Annotated in this window: 12 protein-coding genes; 4 read left to right on the plus strand and 8 right to left on the minus strand. The window is 41.7% G+C overall.

The annotated features are described in order from the left end of the window. The first annotated feature begins 204 nt into the window (after window positions 1-204). Window positions 205-2,682, plus strand: a complete 2,478-nt coding sequence (locus tag PSH50_RS05490; RefSeq protein WP_273609350.1) for a PilZ domain-containing protein — start codon at window positions 205-207, stop codon at window positions 2,680-2,682. Between the two features lie 189 nt (window positions 2,683-2,871). On the opposite strand, the gene serB is transcribed toward PSH50_RS05490, so the two are convergent. Continuing rightward, entirely contained in the window at window positions 2,872-3,888 is a 1,017-nt protein-coding gene (serB, locus tag PSH50_RS05495) for a phosphoserine phosphatase SerB (protein ID WP_273609351.1), read from the minus strand. Between the two features lie 151 nt (window positions 3,889-4,039). On the opposite strand from serB, the gene PSH50_RS05500 reads away from it, so the two are divergent. Then, complete coding sequence (locus PSH50_RS05500; protein ID WP_004586158.1) at window positions 4,040-4,660, plus strand: AhpA/YtjB family protein; 621 nt, start codon at window positions 4,040-4,042, stop codon at window positions 4,658-4,660. Here the strand turns inward: PSH50_RS05500 and PSH50_RS05505 are convergent. The 7 genes from PSH50_RS05505 to PSH50_RS05535 all read right to left on the minus strand — a co-directional run bounded on the left by PSH50_RS05505 (window position 4,627) and on the right by PSH50_RS05535 (window position 14,172). Further along, window positions 4,627-5,394, minus strand: a complete 768-nt coding sequence (locus PSH50_RS05505) for a TatD family hydrolase (protein ID WP_248442785.1) — start codon at window positions 5,392-5,394, stop codon at window positions 4,627-4,629. The genes PSH50_RS05500 and PSH50_RS05505 overlap by 34 nt on opposite strands. 12 nt (window positions 5,395-5,406) lie before the next feature. Then, window positions 5,407-6,045, minus strand: coding sequence for a pyridoxamine 5'-phosphate oxidase (gene pdxH, locus PSH50_RS05510; protein ID WP_273609352.1), 639 nt, complete (start codon window positions 6,043-6,045; stop codon window positions 5,407-5,409). A 331-nt stretch (window positions 6,046-6,376) separates the two neighbouring features. Next, complete coding sequence (gene argS / locus PSH50_RS05515) at window positions 6,377-8,119, minus strand: arginine--tRNA ligase (protein WP_248442783.1); 1,743 nt, start codon at window positions 8,117-8,119, stop codon at window positions 6,377-6,379. Window positions 8,120-8,181: 62 nt separating this feature from the next. Continuing rightward, window positions 8,182-9,771 (minus strand): peptide chain release factor 3, encoded by a 1,590-nt coding sequence (prfC, locus tag PSH50_RS05520; RefSeq protein WP_004586154.1) that lies wholly within the window; start codon window positions 9,769-9,771, stop codon window positions 8,182-8,184. Between the two features lie 289 nt (window positions 9,772-10,060). Next, window positions 10,061-11,095: an HlyD family secretion protein gene (locus PSH50_RS05525; protein ID WP_054982739.1), complete on the minus strand. Its 1,035-nt coding sequence runs from the start codon at window positions 11,093-11,095 to the stop codon at window positions 10,061-10,063. Between the two features lie 24 nt (window positions 11,096-11,119). Further along, window positions 11,120-12,664, minus strand: coding sequence for an MFS transporter (locus PSH50_RS05530; RefSeq protein ID WP_273609353.1), 1,545 nt, complete (start codon window positions 12,662-12,664; stop codon window positions 11,120-11,122). Further along, window positions 12,664-14,172 carry an efflux transporter outer membrane subunit gene (locus PSH50_RS05535; protein WP_273609354.1) on the minus strand — a complete coding sequence of 503 codons (1,509 nt, stop codon included), beginning with the start codon at window positions 14,170-14,172 and terminating at the stop codon, window positions 12,664-12,666. The genes PSH50_RS05530 and PSH50_RS05535 overlap by 1 nt, the downstream gene beginning before the upstream one ends. A gap of 239 nt (window positions 14,173-14,411) precedes the next feature. Between PSH50_RS05535 and PSH50_RS05540 the strand changes: the two genes are divergently transcribed. Beyond that, complete coding sequence (locus PSH50_RS05540; RefSeq protein ID WP_024033146.1) at window positions 14,412-15,080, plus strand: TetR/AcrR family transcriptional regulator; 669 nt, start codon at window positions 14,412-14,414, stop codon at window positions 15,078-15,080. A gap of 427 nt (window positions 15,081-15,507) precedes the next feature. After that, a complete protein-coding gene (locus tag PSH50_RS05545; protein WP_248442779.1) occupies window positions 15,508-18,180 on the plus strand; it encodes an ATP-binding protein in 2,673 nt (890 codons plus the stop codon). The last annotated feature ends 15 nt before the right edge of the window (window positions 18,181-18,195 follow it).

The following is an 18,195-nucleotide window of genomic DNA, read 5'->3' on the forward strand; positions in this document are numbered from 1 at the left end:
AGGGCATACTTATTGCTTTTAAATACTTCAAAGTAACTTGCCAACAAATTGGCATTTAACACATAATAACAAGAGTTAAACTGTACTTACACGAAAAATCGTACCTATATTAATAACATAGCACGATGTTACGTTTATTGAATTTTTCAAATAAATGGACTTTACAGTATACCTACTTTTCAATTAGACGGTGACGATTTATAGATGGCTGAAGACATACTGCTCAAACACGAAGACCTCGTAAATGAGCTAAAAACCTATTTAGGTAACGCAAAGTTCGACCTAATTTTCAAATCTAAAACGGCAGCTTTAACAAAGCCTGAGCAGTTTTTAATGAAAATGGAAATGTCGCGCCTATCTCAGCCAGTTGCCCGTTTTGTTGACCTGCGAGGCTTAGTAACAGGCCAAGTTCGCCCGTATGAGCACAATGGTAAACAACACTTTATGGATGACACCGCCATAGAAGTATTTGAGGCAGCCTTAAAACAACACGGCGGCTATACTTTAGCGGTATACGAAGCGGTAATGAATACCGAAAACAACCATCGCGTACTACAAAAACAAGCACAAGAGCAAAGTGATACACAAGTTGAAAACGACACTCTGACTACCAGCGTAATAAAATTTGCCTCTTATGAAAGCCGCTCTGAGGAGCGAATGAACTACTCGATTAAAGTTAAAATTGAGTACAACGATAAGAAAAACATTGCCGCGAGTACCTCAGATATCTCTTTGAGTGGTTGTAAAATTAAGCTTCCTACCCGCCAAATTATAAAAAAAGGGCAGCTAATTGCCATGCGGCTAGTAGGGCTTGAGCAAGATTTTGAGCTAGGCCTTAAAAATGGCATTCAATATGAAGTAGTTGCAGTTGAAAACATATCTCGTGAATATAACCACATTCGTTTAAAGCGTACTTTTATAGAAAAAAATGAAGCATTCGATAATTTTTTAGATAGCTTTATAAACGGTAATAAACGCCGCTATAAAGTGAACTTAGATAACACCCTAGATGCTTTGGTTTCAAAGGGTTATGAGCAATATTATATTCCGCGCGTTACCTCTTTATACGTATTTTTAAGTAAAAAAGGCGAACAAATTGTTCCTAGTTTAAGCCTAACCACTGAAAATAATATTTTTATTCAGCGCTATTTTACTGATGAACGAAAAGTACCCTGCTTATATAGCATTTTAAATAATCAACGTATTAGCCAAATGCTTACCCAAGTAAACGCAGTAAAAGAAGATTACTTATATACGTTTACTCATGTTTCTGCAGGAAAAATCTATTACTACTCAGCCACGCGAACAGAGCTTAATAACAACCCTAAATTAAGAAACCTATTTTTAGGGTTTGGTAGCCAAAAAGACAGCTGGCAATGCTTTAAATTACAAGTTATGCCAAGCCACCCAGATGATTCGTTTATTCCATTATCGTTGCCTAATTCGGCGGGTAAAAACATAGAAAAGCTAAATAAGCCACCTTCTCCAAGAGTGGCAGGCCTTATAAAAGATGTAAAATATATTGCGGTTTTAACCGCCATTGGCAACAGTGAAGAACAAGCGCATTATAAGAAGCAGCCCTACGATAAGGCGTTAGTTAACCAGCTTAAACATTTTGGCCACGCTAAGCATAATAAGCCTCCTTATTTAGATATTGTGCCACTAGAGTATGTAAACTTGCGCTCTCACAAACGATACTTATATAAAACACCTGCCGAGCTTTTGTTTGAGGATAAGCAGTATCAGGCTCATACTCGGGATTTTTCGGTTATGGGTTTGCAATTAGAGTCAGCCTCGCCGGTTAGCTTTAAAAAAGGTGATATTGTTTTACTATCTTTCCCCGATTTACAAAAAATAACTAAAAAGCATAATTTAAGTGAGCTTAAATACGAAGTGATGGCAATTAGTAAGTCGTTAACGACCATTAATTTAAAAGCCAACAGAGTTGCAGACTTACCACATGCGGGGGTTAACTTTTTTACCCAATTAATTCAAAGTAATAAAGATAAATTAAAAGTGTCTGAAGAAGCCCCTAAAATAGAAGGCCTTTCTACCGCACTGAGAAATATGGTGACCAAAAGTGTGTGCCAATTCCCGCTTTATTTACATAAAGAAGCAAGCCACTTTATTCCAGGAGCCATAGGTTTTGGTTTATATGCCAGCCCAATTCACGTGATTTTACAAAATTTTGGCTTATTAAATAATAAAACTGACCTAAGCCATATTTTAACGCAGCAACAAATTATTGATGTGATCACCCCAAGCATTAAAGATCGTAGCCGACAAGACCCGCCTTTGCCGTTTACACTCGCAATTAATTTTGACCCTAAACAAGATAACATTGAAAAGGCTGTGACGAGCCAATGCGTACTAGGCGAAAACTATTCAAGCTTTAGTGAGCAAATTAGCGCAGGCGTTAAATCTGATCTGGTATTTGTTATGCGCTTGTACTTATCGCGAACGGGTCGCCCAGATACAGACTACCTATCAAACGAACTTAAATATGTAAGCCAATATGCAATGCACAAAGCAAAAGACATAGAAGAAGCCCTGTGGGCAGTATCTGGGGTGGGTGATATTGTAGATATAACCGACGAAGCGCTTAGCCATTTAGAGTTAGATCAAAAGCAGGTCGCTCAAATGGGCCGCAGAAAGCTGTTATGGTTAAACCGCTTGCGCTAAGCGGCTTAATACCAATCGACTTAAAAGTTTATAGCGTGCTAAATAAAGCGTTAATAGCGTTATAAATTTCTCATGTAGAACAACTACATGTCGAAATTTATGCCTTGTTATCACACTATTTATCTGTCGCTAAAATATCTAAATAACTTAACCCGATTGGTATAACTTATTTTGGTGGATATTCTCAGGTTACTTCTTTAAGGGAACAGCCAACATATACAACAATTGCAGTAACGAGCCCTGACATATAGCCGCTTGAGCTTGCTCCACCACTTTTGGTTTACCATGTACGGCAACACCTAACCCTGCTTTTTCCATCATTAGCAAATCGTTTGCACCATCGCCAATGGCTACCGTTTGCGTATTTGCTAAGCCCAGCTTTTGCTGCAGTGTTTCTAAAACAACCGCTTTTTGCTGTGCATCAACAATGGCACCAGAGACTTTTCCTGTGAGTTTATCGTTTGCAAATTCAAGCACATTAGCGTGTACTTCATCTAAATTAATCAGCTGCTGCACACGCTCGGCAAAGGGTACAAACCCGCCTGATGCTATAGCAAGATACCAATTATGCTGCTTTAAAATTTGGCATAACGCTTTAATACCTGGCATTAATGGTAAGGTGTTTTTTAAGTCTTCAATTAAGCTTTGCTCTATGCCGGCTAACTTTGCTACACGCTGATTTAAACTTTCGCTAAAATCTAGTTTGCCCGCCATTGCAAGCGCGGTCACCGAAGCCACATCGTCATATACATCTGCTAAACGTGCAATTTCATCAATACACTCTATGGTGATGGCGGTAGAGTCCATATCCATAACCAGCAGCCCTGGCTCATATAGGTTGGGTGGCGTTGTAACTTGCACTAGCTGAAAATCAAGCGTGTTTGCAAACTCTCTTAGCGCAAGCGGGTTAATTTTTTGCTCTGCCTCTGGGCTATAAAAACACAGAGCTGGGGCTAACCCTAAGTCGGGCTGATATTGACATACAGCGGTTACTTTAAGCGCGTGCGTTTTTAGAAAGTCGATAATACTCGTTACATGCTTTAGTTCAAAATCGCCCGCAAACGCAATACTAAATAACCCAACGGTTTTATCTGGTATTGTTTGAGCAGGAGTAAAACTCCCTTCTTTGTAATCAAACCATGTGTTTAGCGTTAAAGAATGTAATGCTTGCTCAGCAGCTGGCTGTGCCATGTTCATTTGCGACATGGGTTCTCCGTGTTTGTTATTTATTTTTCTAATTTGGCGTATCAATTAGGGTATTCATAACGCTAAATTCGCCATCGGGGTAGATTTAAGGTTATAGTTAGCGTAGTTGTAACATCAAATCAAAATGCTGTCAGTAGCATATACGGTGACTATGAAAAATAACCATATAAAAAGCCCTTTGTCTGCATCACAAAGAAAGCGAATCGTTCGCTTATTATTGGCTGCGGGCTGTTTTGTATTACTGAGTTTTGTAGGTGTTAACAGTAGCTTTGAAAGCCACCAACTACTTTATAATAGTGCCGATAATACTGCCAAAAGCTTAACCTCATTTATGGCACTTAATGCTAAAGAGCCATTGCTTGCTAAAAATAAGCCACAGCTTAGAGCTTTGTGTAATGATATAAGCAAAGACGAGTTTGTACTTTCAGCCACAATTTACGATCAGCAAGGCGTACTTATAGCCAGCAGCGATCACTGGCAATCGCACCACATATTTGGCCAATTGCCAGAGTCTACCCCAGGGATTAGTAAACTAAAAACCCCATTTGTTGAGCCTGTTGTAAGCGACATAGATAAGCCTTTAGGCTTTGTATCTATTACTTATTTAACCCGCGCGGCAATATCTGACAGCCACAATCATTTTCATGATTTAGGCAGGCAAGTTTTATTAATGCTAGTAATAGCCTGTATTTTTACATGGCAGCTAGGGCGAGGCCTAAAACGTTGGCAGGTAAATCGCTATATGCAAAAAACCTCAGAGCAAGAATCGTAAAGCTGCTGAGCAAGTTCGGCTTTATTACTATTTGGCTTTAAGCTGCATAAAACTTCAAATACAGTAGGAATATGCGCAGGGGTGTTAATTTCTCCCTGATGGCCACTTAATGGCATTGAGGGTGCGTCCGTCTCAAGCACTAAATGCTGCGGTTCTATTTGAGCAATTACATCACGGGTTTTAGCTGCTCGTTCATAAGTAATAACGCCACCTACACCTAATTTAAAGCCCTGTTTAATATAATACTGTGCTTGTTGCATGGAGCCTGAGTATGCATGTATCACGCCGCCATATTTTGGCTTGCAGCGCTTAAACGCATGCGCAATTAAATCATGGCTTTGCCTGTGATGCACAATAAGCGGCAGCTTGAGCTCGTTAGCAAGGGTAATATGTTGCTCAAATAGGCTGGTTTGTTTTTCAAGGTCATCAATACTTCTATCAAGCCCGCACTCCCCTATTGCCACCAGCTGCTTTTTATTGGCTTTTGCAAAATCGAATAACTGTGCTAAGTGAGCATCTTTATGCTCATCTAAAAAGTAAGGGTGAAGCCCTGCGGCAATATGTAATTGTGGGTATTTAGCTTTAAATTCAATTAGTTGCTTAGATTGCGCCAAGCTAATTCCTGGCACAACAAAGCGCTCAACACCTTTAGCCATACACTCTTTTATGAGTGATCCGCGGTTTGCGTCAAACTCAGTAAAATCGAGGTGGCAGTGGGAGTCTATAAACTTCACAGCGCAAACCGGTTAAGGGTTTAAACGTGTTATTTGCCAGCTATTATCAGTTTGGCGCTGATATATAAAGCGGTCGTGTAAACGATGTGCGCCACCTTGCCAAAACTCAATTTTAGAAGGGACTACGCAGTAACCACCCCAAAAATCAGGCAGTGGAATTTCACCATTAGCAAATTTACTCTTCATGTTGGCAAAGGTTTCCATAAGCACTTTGCGCGATGAGACTGGCCTGCTTTGCGCTGAGGCCCATGCTGCTAATTGGCTTTCTTTAGGGCGCGATAAAAAATACTTAGCGACTGCAGCCGTCGGTAATGGTTTTGCCTCGCCGTATACAATCACTTGGCGCTCCATATGGTGCCACGGAAAGTGCAGCGATATTTTGTTATTGCCTTTTAGCTCTTGCGCTTTACGTGAGCCGGTATTAGAAAAAAATACAAACCCGTTATCATCTAAATGTTTTAACAATACAATACGCTGTGAAGGTTGCCCGGTTTCATCAACCGTTGCCACAACCATGGCCGTTGGGTCTGGAATATTACTGCCCACAGCATGCTCAAGCCACGTTTCAAATTGTTTGAATGGATCATCTTGCAAGTTATCTTCGCTTAGCGCGTCTTGCAGGTATTCACGGCGGATGTCTTCGAGTTTCATAAACAAATCCTTCTCTGTTTATTAAAGCGTATGTGGGTAAGTAAGGTCAGGCAATTAATAGTAATCAGTAATAAGAACAATTTTATATTTTGGGTTAGTGCTTGGTTAATGTTGGGTTTCGTTTCACTCAACCCAACCTACGGTGCAAACCTATATATCTGCAAGTGTAGGAGTGCTGACAAAGCAAACTACACGCAGCAGAAGGTTCACCTAAGTAGTTTAGCCTAAGACAAGGCATTCACCCCTACTTATCCCTATGAGCATACGGTTTGTATGTGATTAGGGTAAGTTGGGGTGGATAACGCAGTATTAGGTTAAAATACGACGGTGATTACATTTGCTCCATGACTTCAATGCCAAGCAAATCCAATCCAGTTTTTAAAGTATCTGCCACTAAATTACATAACACTAAACGGCTATCGCGTACGTTTGGCTCTACGCCTTCTTTTAATACTGGGCAGGCTTCATAGAATGTCATGTATAGGCTAGCTAGCTCGTATAAGTAGCTACATAGTACGTGAGGAGTAGCCTCAGAGATCATTAAATCAAGGACTTCTTCAAGCTGTAGCAGTTTAAGTGCGAGTGCTTTTTCTTGCGGCTCGGCTATGGCTACATCTGCATTTAGCGTAGCGGCGTCGACACCTGATTTACGGAAAATACTGCGCACACGGGTATAAGCATATTGTAAGTAAGGTGCTGTTGCGCCTTCAAAGCTTAACATGGTGTCCCAGTTGAATATGTAATCACTGGTACGATGCTTAGAAAGATCAGCGTATTTAACAGCGCCAATACCTACTTTACGCGCAATTTCGCTGCGATCATGATCCGATAAGTCAGATTCACGCTCAGCAAGTTTTGTTGCTGCACGGCTAATTGATTCTTCAAGTAAATCAGCAAGTTTTACTGTACCACCTGTACGGGTTTTAAATGGTTTACCATCGGCGCCCATCATGGTGCCAAACGGGCAAAACTCGTAGCTTGTTTCATCGCGTAAAAGGCCTGCTTTACGTGCGGTAAGCTCCACCTGATTAAAGTGAAGGCTTTGGCGTGCATCAACAAATATTAAAATACGTTCAGCACCTAAGGTGTTTGAGCGGTAGTTACACGCGGCTAAATCGGTGGTTGCATATAAAAAGCCGCCGCCAGATTTTTGCACGATAAACGCCGATGGCTCACCATCTTTATTGGCAAGTTCATCTAAAAACACCACTTGTGCGCCTTGCGACTCTACCGCTATGTTTTTATCTTTTAATAGGCTAATAATATCGTTAAGCTCACTGTTGTAAGCACTTTCAGCCATAATATCGTCTTGGGTAAGCGTTACGTTTAGACGTTTGTAAACTTCTTCAGAGTGCTTAACAGAGGTCGCTATAAATAGCTTCCATAGTTTTTCACAGTGCGCGTCGCCGCCTTGTAGTTTAACTACATAGTCACGGGCTTTATCGGCAAAGCCTTCTTCATCGTCAAAGCGCTTTTTAGCATCGCGGTAAAACGTTTCTAAATCAGCAAGCGCTACCGACTCTAAGTCTACGCCTTGACTAATTTGATCTTCTAAATGCGCAATTAGCATACCAAACTGTGTGCCCCAATCGCCCATGTGGTTTTGACGAATGACTTTGTCGCCTCTAAATTCAAGCGCACGTACAATGGCATCGCCAATAATGGTTGAACGCAAATGGCCTACGTGCATTTCTTTTGCAAGGTTAGGTGATGAGTAATCTACCACGACAGTTTGCGGATTTGCGTGCTCGTTTACAGCCAGTTTTGCATCGCTGTTAGCTGCTTTTACACTGTTAGCTAAAAACTCAGGCTTTAAATGAATATTAATAAAACCTGGGCCGGCAATTTCTGTTTTTTCAGCGATGTCGGTTACATCTAGGTTATCAATAATTTTTTGCGCAAGCTCACGTGGGTTGCTTTTCATTTTTTTAGCGGCGCCCATTGCACCATTAATTTGGTAATCCCCAAACTGTGGGCGTGTGCTTTGTGTAACAGCTGGGTTTGTGTCTTCTGGTAGGCCTGCTGCGGTCATGGCGGCAATGGCTTTTTCTACTAAAATAGTACGAATGTTCATTATATTATTTACCTTTGTAAGCCCGCCATAGCAGGCTTTCAGTTAACTTTAGTCAGTCGATTCTAGTTTTCGCGCGTATGGTTAAAGGTTACCTCTGGGTAACGCTCTACCGATAAGTTAAGGTTTACACGGCTCGGTGCTATGTAAGTTAAGTTATCGCCACCATCGAGTGCTAAGTTGCTTTCGCACTTACGTTTAAACTCTTCAAACTTTTTAACATCGTCGCTGCTTACCCAACGTGCCGTATTTACATTTACGCCTTCGTAAATTGCATCTACGTTGTATTCAGCTTTTAAGCGCGCTACAACTACGTCAAACTGTAGTACACCTACCGCGCCTACAATTAAATCGTTGTTAGTAAGCGGTCTAAATACCTGTACAGCACCTTCTTCAGAAAGTTGTACTAAGCCTTTTAATAATTGCTTTTGCTTAAGCGGATCGCGCAAACGAATACGACGAAATAGCTCAGGAGCAAAGTTAGGAATACCGCTAAATTTAAGCTTTTCGCCTTGCGTAAAGGTATCACCAATTTGAATGGTACCGTGGTTATGCAAACCAATAATATCGCCCGCATATGCATCTGCTGCACGCTCACGATCGCCCGCCATAAAGGTTACCGCATCAGAAATACTAATTTGCTTACCAAGGCGTACGTGGTTCATTTTCATGCCTTGGCTGTATTTGCCCGACACAATACGCATAAAGGCAATGCGGTCACGGTGTTTAGGGTCCATGTTGGCCTGAATTTTAAACACAAAACCGGTAAAGTTTTCTTCTGTTGCGATTACTTGGCGGTCATCTGTTTCGCGCGGTAATGGCGTTGGTGCCCATTGCGTTAAACCATCAAGTACATGGTCTACACCAAAGTTACCAAGGGCTGTACCAAAGTACACCGGTGAAAGCTCACCCGCTAAAAACAATTCAAGATCAAACTCATTTGAGGCACCAATTACCAGCTCTAGCTCTTCACGTAATTGCTCAGCGAGTTCTTCACCAATGGCAGTATCAAGCTCTGGGTTATCTAGGCCTTTTACAGTACGAACTTCTTGAATAGTATGGCCTTGGCCTGTTTTGTATAAAACTGCTTCGTCGTTATGAATGTGATAAACACCTTTAAACTCTTTACCACAACCAATTGGCCAGGTAATAGGCGCACAGGCAATATTTAGCTCTGTTTCTACTTCATCAAGTAGTTCCATTGGGTCACGAATATCACGGTCACACTTATTCATAAAGGTAACAATAGGCGTGGTACGTAGGCGCGTAACTTCCATTAGCTTACGGGTACGTTCTTCTACACCTTTTGCGGCATCAATAACCATTAAACACGAATCTACCGCGGTCAATGTACGGTAAGTATCTTCTGAGAAGTCTTCGTGTCCAGGGGTATCAAGTAAATTAACCAGCGCATTGTTATACGGAAACTGCATTACAGAGGTAGTAACCGATATACCACGCTCTTTTTCCATTTCCATCCAGTCAGACTTTGCATGCTGATTAGAGCCACGGCCTTTTACAGTACCGGCTTTTTGAATCGCTTGTCCGAACAAAAGTACTTTTTCGGTGATGGTGGTTTTACCAGCATCCGGGTGCGATATGATTGCAAAAGTCCTTCGCTTGCTAATTTCGTTGATAATATTCTGGTCTGCCATTAATAAGTTCTTTTAGTTTGATGCCAAGTTACATGCATAACATTGAGTGTATGCAAGGCAACCCGTTAAGTTGATCGTTATTAACTGGGCTTTGAGCAATTTAGTGTGAATAAATTGACAACAATTAACGCCATATAGCTAATTTTTTAATAGTGGCAATTGTAACAGGAGTCGGTATAAAAGTGTGCTATCTAACTCAAAAATATCTTGGCTTTGTATGCAAAAGGAAGGAGTAACTAATATTAAAGGCCAGCAACATGGTTACTGGCCCTGTAATTAACGCAATGTGCTACTGCGTTATTGAAATACTTGGCACCACCGACATACCTACTCGTAACTGCTTAAGCGCCGGCTGGTTTGCATCTAAGCTAATTTTAACCGGTAAACGTTGCACAATTTTGGTGAAGTTTCCTGTGGCGTTATGTGCACCAATGGCTGAGTAGCTCACGCCACTGGCAGGGCTTAGGCTATCAACGTGGCCACGTAAAATCTGCCCTGGTAGTGCATCTACTTTTATTTCAACTTCTTGGCCTACTTTTACATTAGCTAGTTGAGTTTCACGGTAGTTTGCACTAACAAACACTTTATCAAGTGGTACAACAACCAATAGCGGGCTGCCTGGGTTTACATACGCCCCTACACGCACCGATTTTTGGCCAACTATGCCATCAATAGGCGCTGTAATTTGGGTGTACGATAACTTAAGCTCGGCATCTACTACACGTGCTTTAGCTTGTACAAGCACAGCTTTGGCTTTTTCAATATCGGCACGTAAAATTTCAATCTGCTGCTTTGCTGCTGCAAGGCCTGCTTGGTTTTTATGCAAGTTTGCTTTTTGAATAGCCAGCTTTGCTTGTGCTTCTTCTCGTGCTTGCACAGTGCCTGAGCCATCGGTTGCTAAGTTGGTATAACGCTTTAAATTTAACTGCGCTAATTTAAGTGATGCAGTGTCAGCCTCTACCGCAGCTTGCGCTTGCTGTACCAGCGAATCTTGATAAGTTAACTTAGCTTGCAAGCTAGCTACACTAGCTTTAGCACTATTAGCTTGGGCTTTAGCGGAATCTAGGGCCACTACAAAATCGCGATTATCTATGGTGGCAATTAAATCGCCTTTTTGTACTCGTTGGTTATCTTTAATGAGTACTTGATCTACCGTGCCAGATACCTGAGGCGCCACAAAGGTAAAGTCGGCTTGCACGTAGGCATCGTCAGTTGTTTGAGTTGCACTTTGCGACTCCGGTTTATTAAGATAAATAATACTGCCTGCAACAACGGCAAGTATAGTTGCTGCAACGGTTAATTTAACTACTTTTGGTAAGGCCATAATATATTACTCAACGATTAAAATTTAAGATTTACTAAGATTCGGGGCTGGTACAAAGTTCATACATAGCGCCAGCGGAATTAATACAAGTGCTAACACACCAAGCACCAAGTAGGCATCACCTACCGACATCACTAACGATTGCTGGGCAATAACGCCACCTAATTGCTCATTAGGTATGGTGTTTGCCAATGAATTACCGACCAGTGAGGCGCGATCTAATAGCATTTCGTTATGAAAATGACTGCGCACCGTTAATAGCTGCCCCACAACAGCCCCGCCAATAAGCGAGCCAAACACACGTAATGTGTTTATGGTTCCCGAAAAAAACGGCCCTTCGCTTGGGTCTAGTACACTGGTCATTAAAAATAAAATAGAGACCACTGCCATGGGCTGGCCAAATGCTTGCAACAGCTGCGCTGTGATAAATTGATCCCGATGCCATAAAGGCGTAATTTGTGCGCCGCTAAAACAGGCCAGCGCAATTAAAAATAATCCAATTGACATCACAATGCGGGCGTCTACCCATTTTTTGTATAAAAGCAGTGCCACTACCGAGCCAAGTACAAGTTGTGGTAGCGCAATTAATAACCCTACTGGCACTAGCTGTAATGCTCTATAGCTATGCAAATTGGCTAAATGGGTTGAGGGCAACATTGAGCCCGACATCAACACCACTAACAACATGGTAAGCAGTACAGAGCCAATACCTAAATTGCGTCGGCCTAATAATTGCGGTCTCATAAACGGCGCTTTGTGATGCCACTCGGTTAATACGTAGCAGCCAAATAAAATTAGCCCACCAAAAAAACACACACTAATAAGCGATGAATTAAACCAATCTAAACGCACACCTTGATCAAGCGCGATGGCAATTAACGTCAAAGACGATACGCCGCACACTAGGCCTAACCAGTTTCCTTCTTTAAAGCGCGCATATTTAACGCCCTCTTTTGGGAGCCCCCACGCAGTTAGTGAGCCCGCAATAATACAAAGCGGAATAACTTGCCAGTAAATCCAGCGCCAGTCCGATAACACATCAGCCCACTGCCCGCTTAGCCAAATAGCTAAATTTGGGGCGAATGTAGCGGTCATGGCGTAAAGCGCTAAACCGTGTAAACGTATGTTAGGGGGTAAAAATTTAAGTGCAGCCATCATTAATATAGGAATGAGCGCGCCACTACTTACCCCTTGCACAAAACGCAGCGCAATTAATAAGTTTAAATCATGAATAAAAGGCAAAATTGCCGCAATAACGCCACATATAGTCACCATAGAAATATGAAAGCGTCTAACCGATAACGTAATGGCAAACCAAGAAGCAAAAGGCATAGCGATTAGCTCCCCAACGGTATATGCGCTTGAAAGCCAAGAGGCATCGTCTAAACTAGCCCCTATTACGCCCCTCACATCTGCTAATCCAAGTGCCCCTACTCGGTTATTTAAACCCGCCATCATAGCGGCAATAAAAATGCCTAATAGCCCAGCCAGTGCTTGTTTTGATGGCCCTGCGGGCTTAGCAACAGGTGCTGCATTTTGTACAGGCACATTAATCGTGACTGCATTCATTACTCGCCCTCCGCCTTGGCTGACATTGGCGTAAGCGCACTTTCAGGTAGCGCGTCTGGGTTCCAGCCACCACCGAGAGATTTATACAAATTTACAACCGCAATCGAGGCATTGGTTGCACTGTTATTTAACTTAGTTTGGCTTGCTAATAAATTACGCTGCGCCGTTAAAACGCTAAGGTAGTCGGCTGCCCCTTGCTGGTAGGCTCTTTCAACGGTTTGTAAAGCCTGCTTATTAAAGTCGTGAGCAATTTCAACTTTGTGATGGTGATTTTGCTGCGCAGCCCAGCCATCTACTGCGTTATCAACTTCGTGCCACGCTTTTAGTACAGTTTGACGATACGTTAATGCCGCGTTTTTCTCGCGCTCTTTAGTCAGCTTAAGCTGTGATTTTAAGCGCCCCCCCTGAAAAATAGGCAAATAAACATTTGGTCCCACTGAAAAAACACGTGAATCCCAGGTTGATAAATCACTTTGCGCATACCCTTCAACTCCTAATGAGCCCGTTAAAGTAATGCGTGGGTAAAAATTCGCTTCGGCCGCGCCAATAGCGGCAACAGCACTGTGTAAGTTTGCTTGCGCTTGTAAAATATCTGGGCGGCGTTTTACAAACTCTGATGGAATAGCCGAAGGGATTTCGCTTGGCATAACAGGCGCAGCAATACGCTCGGCTAACAAAGTATTTAAGGCACGTGGTTTTTCACCTACTAGCAACGCAAGCGCGTTCATTAACACATTACGGCGCTGCGTTTGCTCTGGTAGCGCAGCATTAATTGTTGCCAGCTCTGCTTTTGCACTAATTGTTTCAAAACGTGTACTTACACCGTTTTTTTCGCGGCTTTGTGCAAGCTTTAACACACGCTCTGCAATGGTTTTGTTTTCGTGTGTTATGTTGAGCTGCGTTTGCGCACTGCGCAGTAACAAATATGTTTTAGCCACCTCGCCAGCTAAGCTAACACGGGCGGCTTCACGCGCATACAAAGAGGCCTGCAGCATAGCGACGGCCCCTTCTTCAACACGTTTATTACGGCCCCATAAATCAAGTTCCCAGCTGGCATCAAAACCAAGCTGCCAAAAGTTATCAGGGTCTGAGGGCGCACCGAGTGCAACAAACTTACCATTTTCGCTCAGCCCTTCGCGCTTGTAGTCAAACCCAGCAGATACACTGGGTAAGCGGTCTGCCGATGCAATACCCAATGCCGCGCGGCTTTGGGCAATTCGGCTTGATGCTAGCTGTAAGTCAAGATTACCTAACTGTGCTTTGCGCTCTAGCTCCGTTAAAATAGGATCGTTTAAAATTGTCCACCAATTCCACGCCAATTCAGCATTACCGCGTTGTAGCTGAGTAAATTCGGGAGTTGGCTTTATAGCATCGTTGTTTATATTTGTATTAGGCTCTTCAAAGTTAGGACCCACTACACAACCCGACAAAGCCGCAGCTAATGTAAGCGCAATAGCTGAATGCCGCGAATAATTAAAAAGTCTTTTATTAAGACACTGATTAGCCATTTTTAAATCCTAAATTAATAACACAATTATTTATGTACTGTACCGCTCGGTTCGAGTGATAAGCAAAAAAAAGCTAAGCACGCTAATTGCTGCCTAGTCACACCTTAGATACATTTAAACAGGGTAATACCGATAGTTAACAGCTGCTAAAAACACCCTTAACTTAAAGCTCAAATTGAACTGTACCGCTCGGTTTGATATGCTAGGCGTAATTTAACATTATGTCAAGGTGATATGTAATGACAAAAACGCTTACTAATGCCCAAAACACTCTGCCTCCAAGTGAATTAGAGCTTGGTGCAAAAGCACGAACGGTATTACACGCTGCACGTAAAATATTTTTAATTCATGGTTTTAATGGTGCAACCACCGACATGATCCAACGTGAGGCAGGCGTATCAAAATCGACGGTTTACGCTCACTTTGCAAATAAAGAAATTTTATTTTTAGCGGTCATTAAAAGCGAATGCGAAATATTTACAGCATCAATCGATAATATAACGTTTAAGCCAGGCAACTTAACAGAAAACTTACGCCGCCTTGGGCATGCTTATTTACAAATCGCTCTATCAGAGACGGCCATGGCTTTATACCGAATTGTTGTTGCTGAAGCCCCCCGCTTACCCGCCCTAGGTCATATGTTTTATAACTCTGGCCCGCGGGTGGTAAAAGACAAGGTCTCTAATTATTTAAAAGCGGCAGTGGAATCTAAAGAGCTGGATTTTGAAGAATTAAACATTGAAGAAGCCACTAACCTATTTGTTGCCTTAATGCGCAGTGAGCTACATTTAATGTACTTAACTCACCCCGATCAGCCTGTGCTTAAAAAAGATATAGACCGCTGGGTAGAAGTAGCAATAAACTTTTTAGTGCGCTCTTACGGTACGGCTCACACTCAAAAGAACTAATTTTTAAATGTGTAATACTTTAAATAAATAGCATTTTAAAGCCACGCATTAATTTTAAGCGTGGCTAAATTACCCTCAATGCCAATGCCCTAAAAACGCATATTTTAATGCATTGTGCTAAACACTAATAAATATAAAAATAGCGCTACGGGTTAGCCCCTTGCGCTCAATTTATGACAGGCATTGATACTGCACTGTTAGCTATATAATTAAAAAACCAAGCAGCGCAGCCGCTAACTTATTTAAACAAAGCTAAATATAGCGCCTTAAAAGATAATCTCGTTTTCGGTGCTCATTAGCCGTATTTAAACCAATTATATACACACTTTTTTTACGCTAAATTAACCCAAATCAGCTTACGCTTCTTGTGTAATAAAGTCGTAACGCATATCATTGCTAGATTGCACGGAGGATAAGTAGTTTGGTCATGAAAACCAGTAAGTTAAGTATTCGATTATTATGGTATATAACCCCCCTTGTTATATTACCCTTGTTGTTTTTAGGTGGTTTTACATTAACTAACGTAACCAACTCAACACAAAAGCAGGCTGATCTTATAATGAGTCGCTTTGTTGAGCAGCAACAGCAAAAGGTTTTCAACTACATAGACTCGTTTCATTCAACAGCAAAACTACTGTCTACTTCGCCTGTTTTAAACGATTTTTTATCAAACGACATTCATGCTGATGGCAGCTATACCCGCCGCTTAGGGGCACTAATGGATGTTTTTGCCAGTTACAGCGAAGCCTACCCAGACATAATTAGTATTAACTTAGTCTCGGCCAGTGGTAAAAGTGACGCGTATTATTCTAATAATTTAACAACCGCACCGCAGTCATACCCATTTTTTAAGCAAGTACTGCAAAGTAATTTGCGCCAACAACAATTTATGGTGCAAAACAACGACGGCACCACCAACTTATTTTTTGTACAGCGCGTACAAAGTGTTGATTACTATTTAAAACGCCCACAACAACTTGGCTTTATAGTATTGCAAGTTGAACCCTCTATATTAAACACGAGTATTTTAGAAGCACCTTATAACAACACCCTTAATTTACTGCTAACCAACGACGGGCAAATTTTATTTAGCTCAGACTACAGCTTACGCGGGCAATATATTACCGAGCACGAGCTTGAACAGGTTCACGATTTAGCCGATGTAGGCACCCTTTCGACTATTGAGCTTTCGAGCATAGATAAAATAGAAAGAATGATATTTGCTGTACAAATGAGTGGCGGTTATTACTTTGTATCAACCATTCCAAAAGGCGTGCTTTATCAATCGGGTAAGGCAATTAGCTTAATCACAGGCTTAATTGTGATAATTTCGGTGATCACCCTGCCTATCCTTATTTTTGTGGTTGTGCGCAATTTACTGCTAAACCCAATTGAGCTTTTAGGGGCCGCCAGCCACCGTGTAGGTGATGGTGATTTATCGGTAAATTTACCTGCTCATACAAATGATGAAGTTGGCGTGTTGTTTAACGATTTTAATCACATGATTAACCAAATTAGACACTACCAAGAGCAGCTAGAAGAATATAAGCACCACCTAGAAGACAAAGTAGAAAGCCGTACTAAAGCGCTCGAAGCGATGAACAGCCAGCTTGAACTTGCCATAGCTCAAGCAGAGCAAGCTAACCAGCTTAAAAGCCGTTTTTTAGCAAATATGAGTCACGAGATTCGCACCCCACTTACGGCCATTATGGGCTTTACCGAGCAGTTATTAATTAACGATAAAGTGGTTAACGACAAACAGCATTTAAATACCATTTTACGAAATTCTAAACACTTACTAGAGCTAATAAACAACATACTCGATTTATCTAAAATAGAAGCAGAAAAGCTCGCTGTAGAGCAAGCACCCCTTAATGTAGTGCAGCTGGTTCACGATATAGAATCAATTATTGAACCGCTAGCACACGAAAAACAACTCGGGTTTAGCATTCATTACGAGCTGCCATTACCGCGCACTATTTATAGTGATATGACGCGCTTAAAACAAATTTTGATAAACATAGCCAGCAATGCCGTAAAATTTACCGAACAAGGCAAAGTATCAATTTGTGTGCATTATTTGCAAAGTAAGCAGCAGCTTGAATTTGTGGTTAAAGACACCGGTATTGGTATGTCTGAGCACCAAATAGAGCGTATATTTAAACCTTTTGAACAAGCCGATGCCACCACCACGCGCCGCTTTGGAGGCACAGGATTAGGTTTATGTATTTCTAAAAACTTAGCGCAGTTATTGGGTGGCGATGTTACTTTAAAAAGCGAAATTGGCATAGGCAGTCGCTTTGCTATTACCGTTGATTGCCATATTAACGAGCCTAAACAGTCACTAGAGCTTTTAACTGAGCAAGCACAGCTTATTCCAGAAAAAGACCCTTTCTTGTCGTTTGCCACTTCTAGTTTTGATGCCAACATATTAGTTGCCGAAGATAACCCCGATAACCAGCTACTTATAAAACTGCTATTACAAACCTGGGGCCTAGAGCCAGATATGGCTAACAATGGTGCACAAGCAGTAGAAATGGCGTTAGTAAACGACTACCAGCTAATTATTATGGATATGCAAATGCCTATAATGGGCGGCCTTGAGGCAACTAAAATGCTACGCCATGCAGCCTACGATGGGCCCATTATCGCGCTTACTGCCAATGTAATGAACCATGATATAGACACATACATTGAGGCAGGTTGCGATAAAGCATTGGCAAAACCCATTGATAAAGACGCACTTGAAAACGTGCTAGTTAGTTACTTAAACCTTGAAAAAGATAATCAGAACAAGTGGGATAGTTTACTAAAAAGTGAAAAGTTTCAGCAAATTAACGATAACTATGTGGCTAACCTGCCAAGTTACTTGCAAAAGGTAAACAGCTTAAAAGCCAGTAACGATGCAGAGGCGCTTCGAAGCGTAGCTCATAGCTTAAAAGGCAGTGCGGGTTGCTTTAATTTTGACGATATTTACCACAGTGCAGCGCTACTAGAAGAAAACCTGCTTAGTAATGACCAAGCGCAGCGCCCCACCTTAATTGTAAATTTAATTAATGCTATTGAGCAAACCATAGCTAAAAGTAAAGAAACAGCCTAAAAGCGCGTGTTTTAC

The organism is Pseudoalteromonas sp. Angola-7, from assembly GCF_028599255.1.
GTDB lineage: Bacteria > Pseudomonadota > Gammaproteobacteria > Enterobacterales > Alteromonadaceae > Pseudoalteromonas > Pseudoalteromonas atlantica.

Coding starts and splice junctions, on each gene's coding strand:
- pdxH (WP_273609352.1), bottom strand. CDS start 6,045: ATGAAACTCGAAGACATCCGCCGTGAATACCTGCAAGACGCGCTAAGC.
- PSH50_RS05500 (WP_004586158.1), top strand. CDS start 4,040: ATGAAAAATAACCATATAAAAAGCCCTTTGTCTGCATCACAAAGAAAG.
- serB (WP_273609351.1), bottom strand. CDS start 3,888: ATGTCGCAAATGAACATGGCACAGCCAGCTGCTGAGCAAGCATTACAT.
- argS (WP_248442783.1), bottom strand. CDS start 8,119: ATGAACATTCGTACTATTTTAGTAGAAAAAGCCATTGCCGCCATGACC.
- PSH50_RS05540 (WP_024033146.1), top strand. CDS start 14,412: ATGACAAAAACGCTTACTAATGCCCAAAACACTCTGCCTCCAAGTGAA.
- PSH50_RS05525 (WP_054982739.1), bottom strand. CDS start 11,095: ATGGCCTTACCAAAAGTAGTTAAATTAACCGTTGCAGCAACTATACTT.
- PSH50_RS05535 (WP_273609354.1), bottom strand. CDS start 14,172: ATGGCTAATCAGTGTCTTAATAAAAGACTTTTTAATTATTCGCGGCAT.
- PSH50_RS05530 (WP_273609353.1), bottom strand. CDS start 12,664: ATGAATGCAGTCACGATTAATGTGCCTGTACAAAATGCAGCACCTGTT.
- prfC (WP_004586154.1), bottom strand. CDS start 9,771: ATGGCAGACCAGAATATTATCAACGAAATTAGCAAGCGAAGGACTTTT.
- PSH50_RS05545 (WP_248442779.1), top strand. CDS start 15,508: ATGAAAACCAGTAAGTTAAGTATTCGATTATTATGGTATATAACCCCC.
- PSH50_RS05490 (WP_273609350.1), top strand. CDS start 205: ATGGCTGAAGACATACTGCTCAAACACGAAGACCTCGTAAATGAGCTA.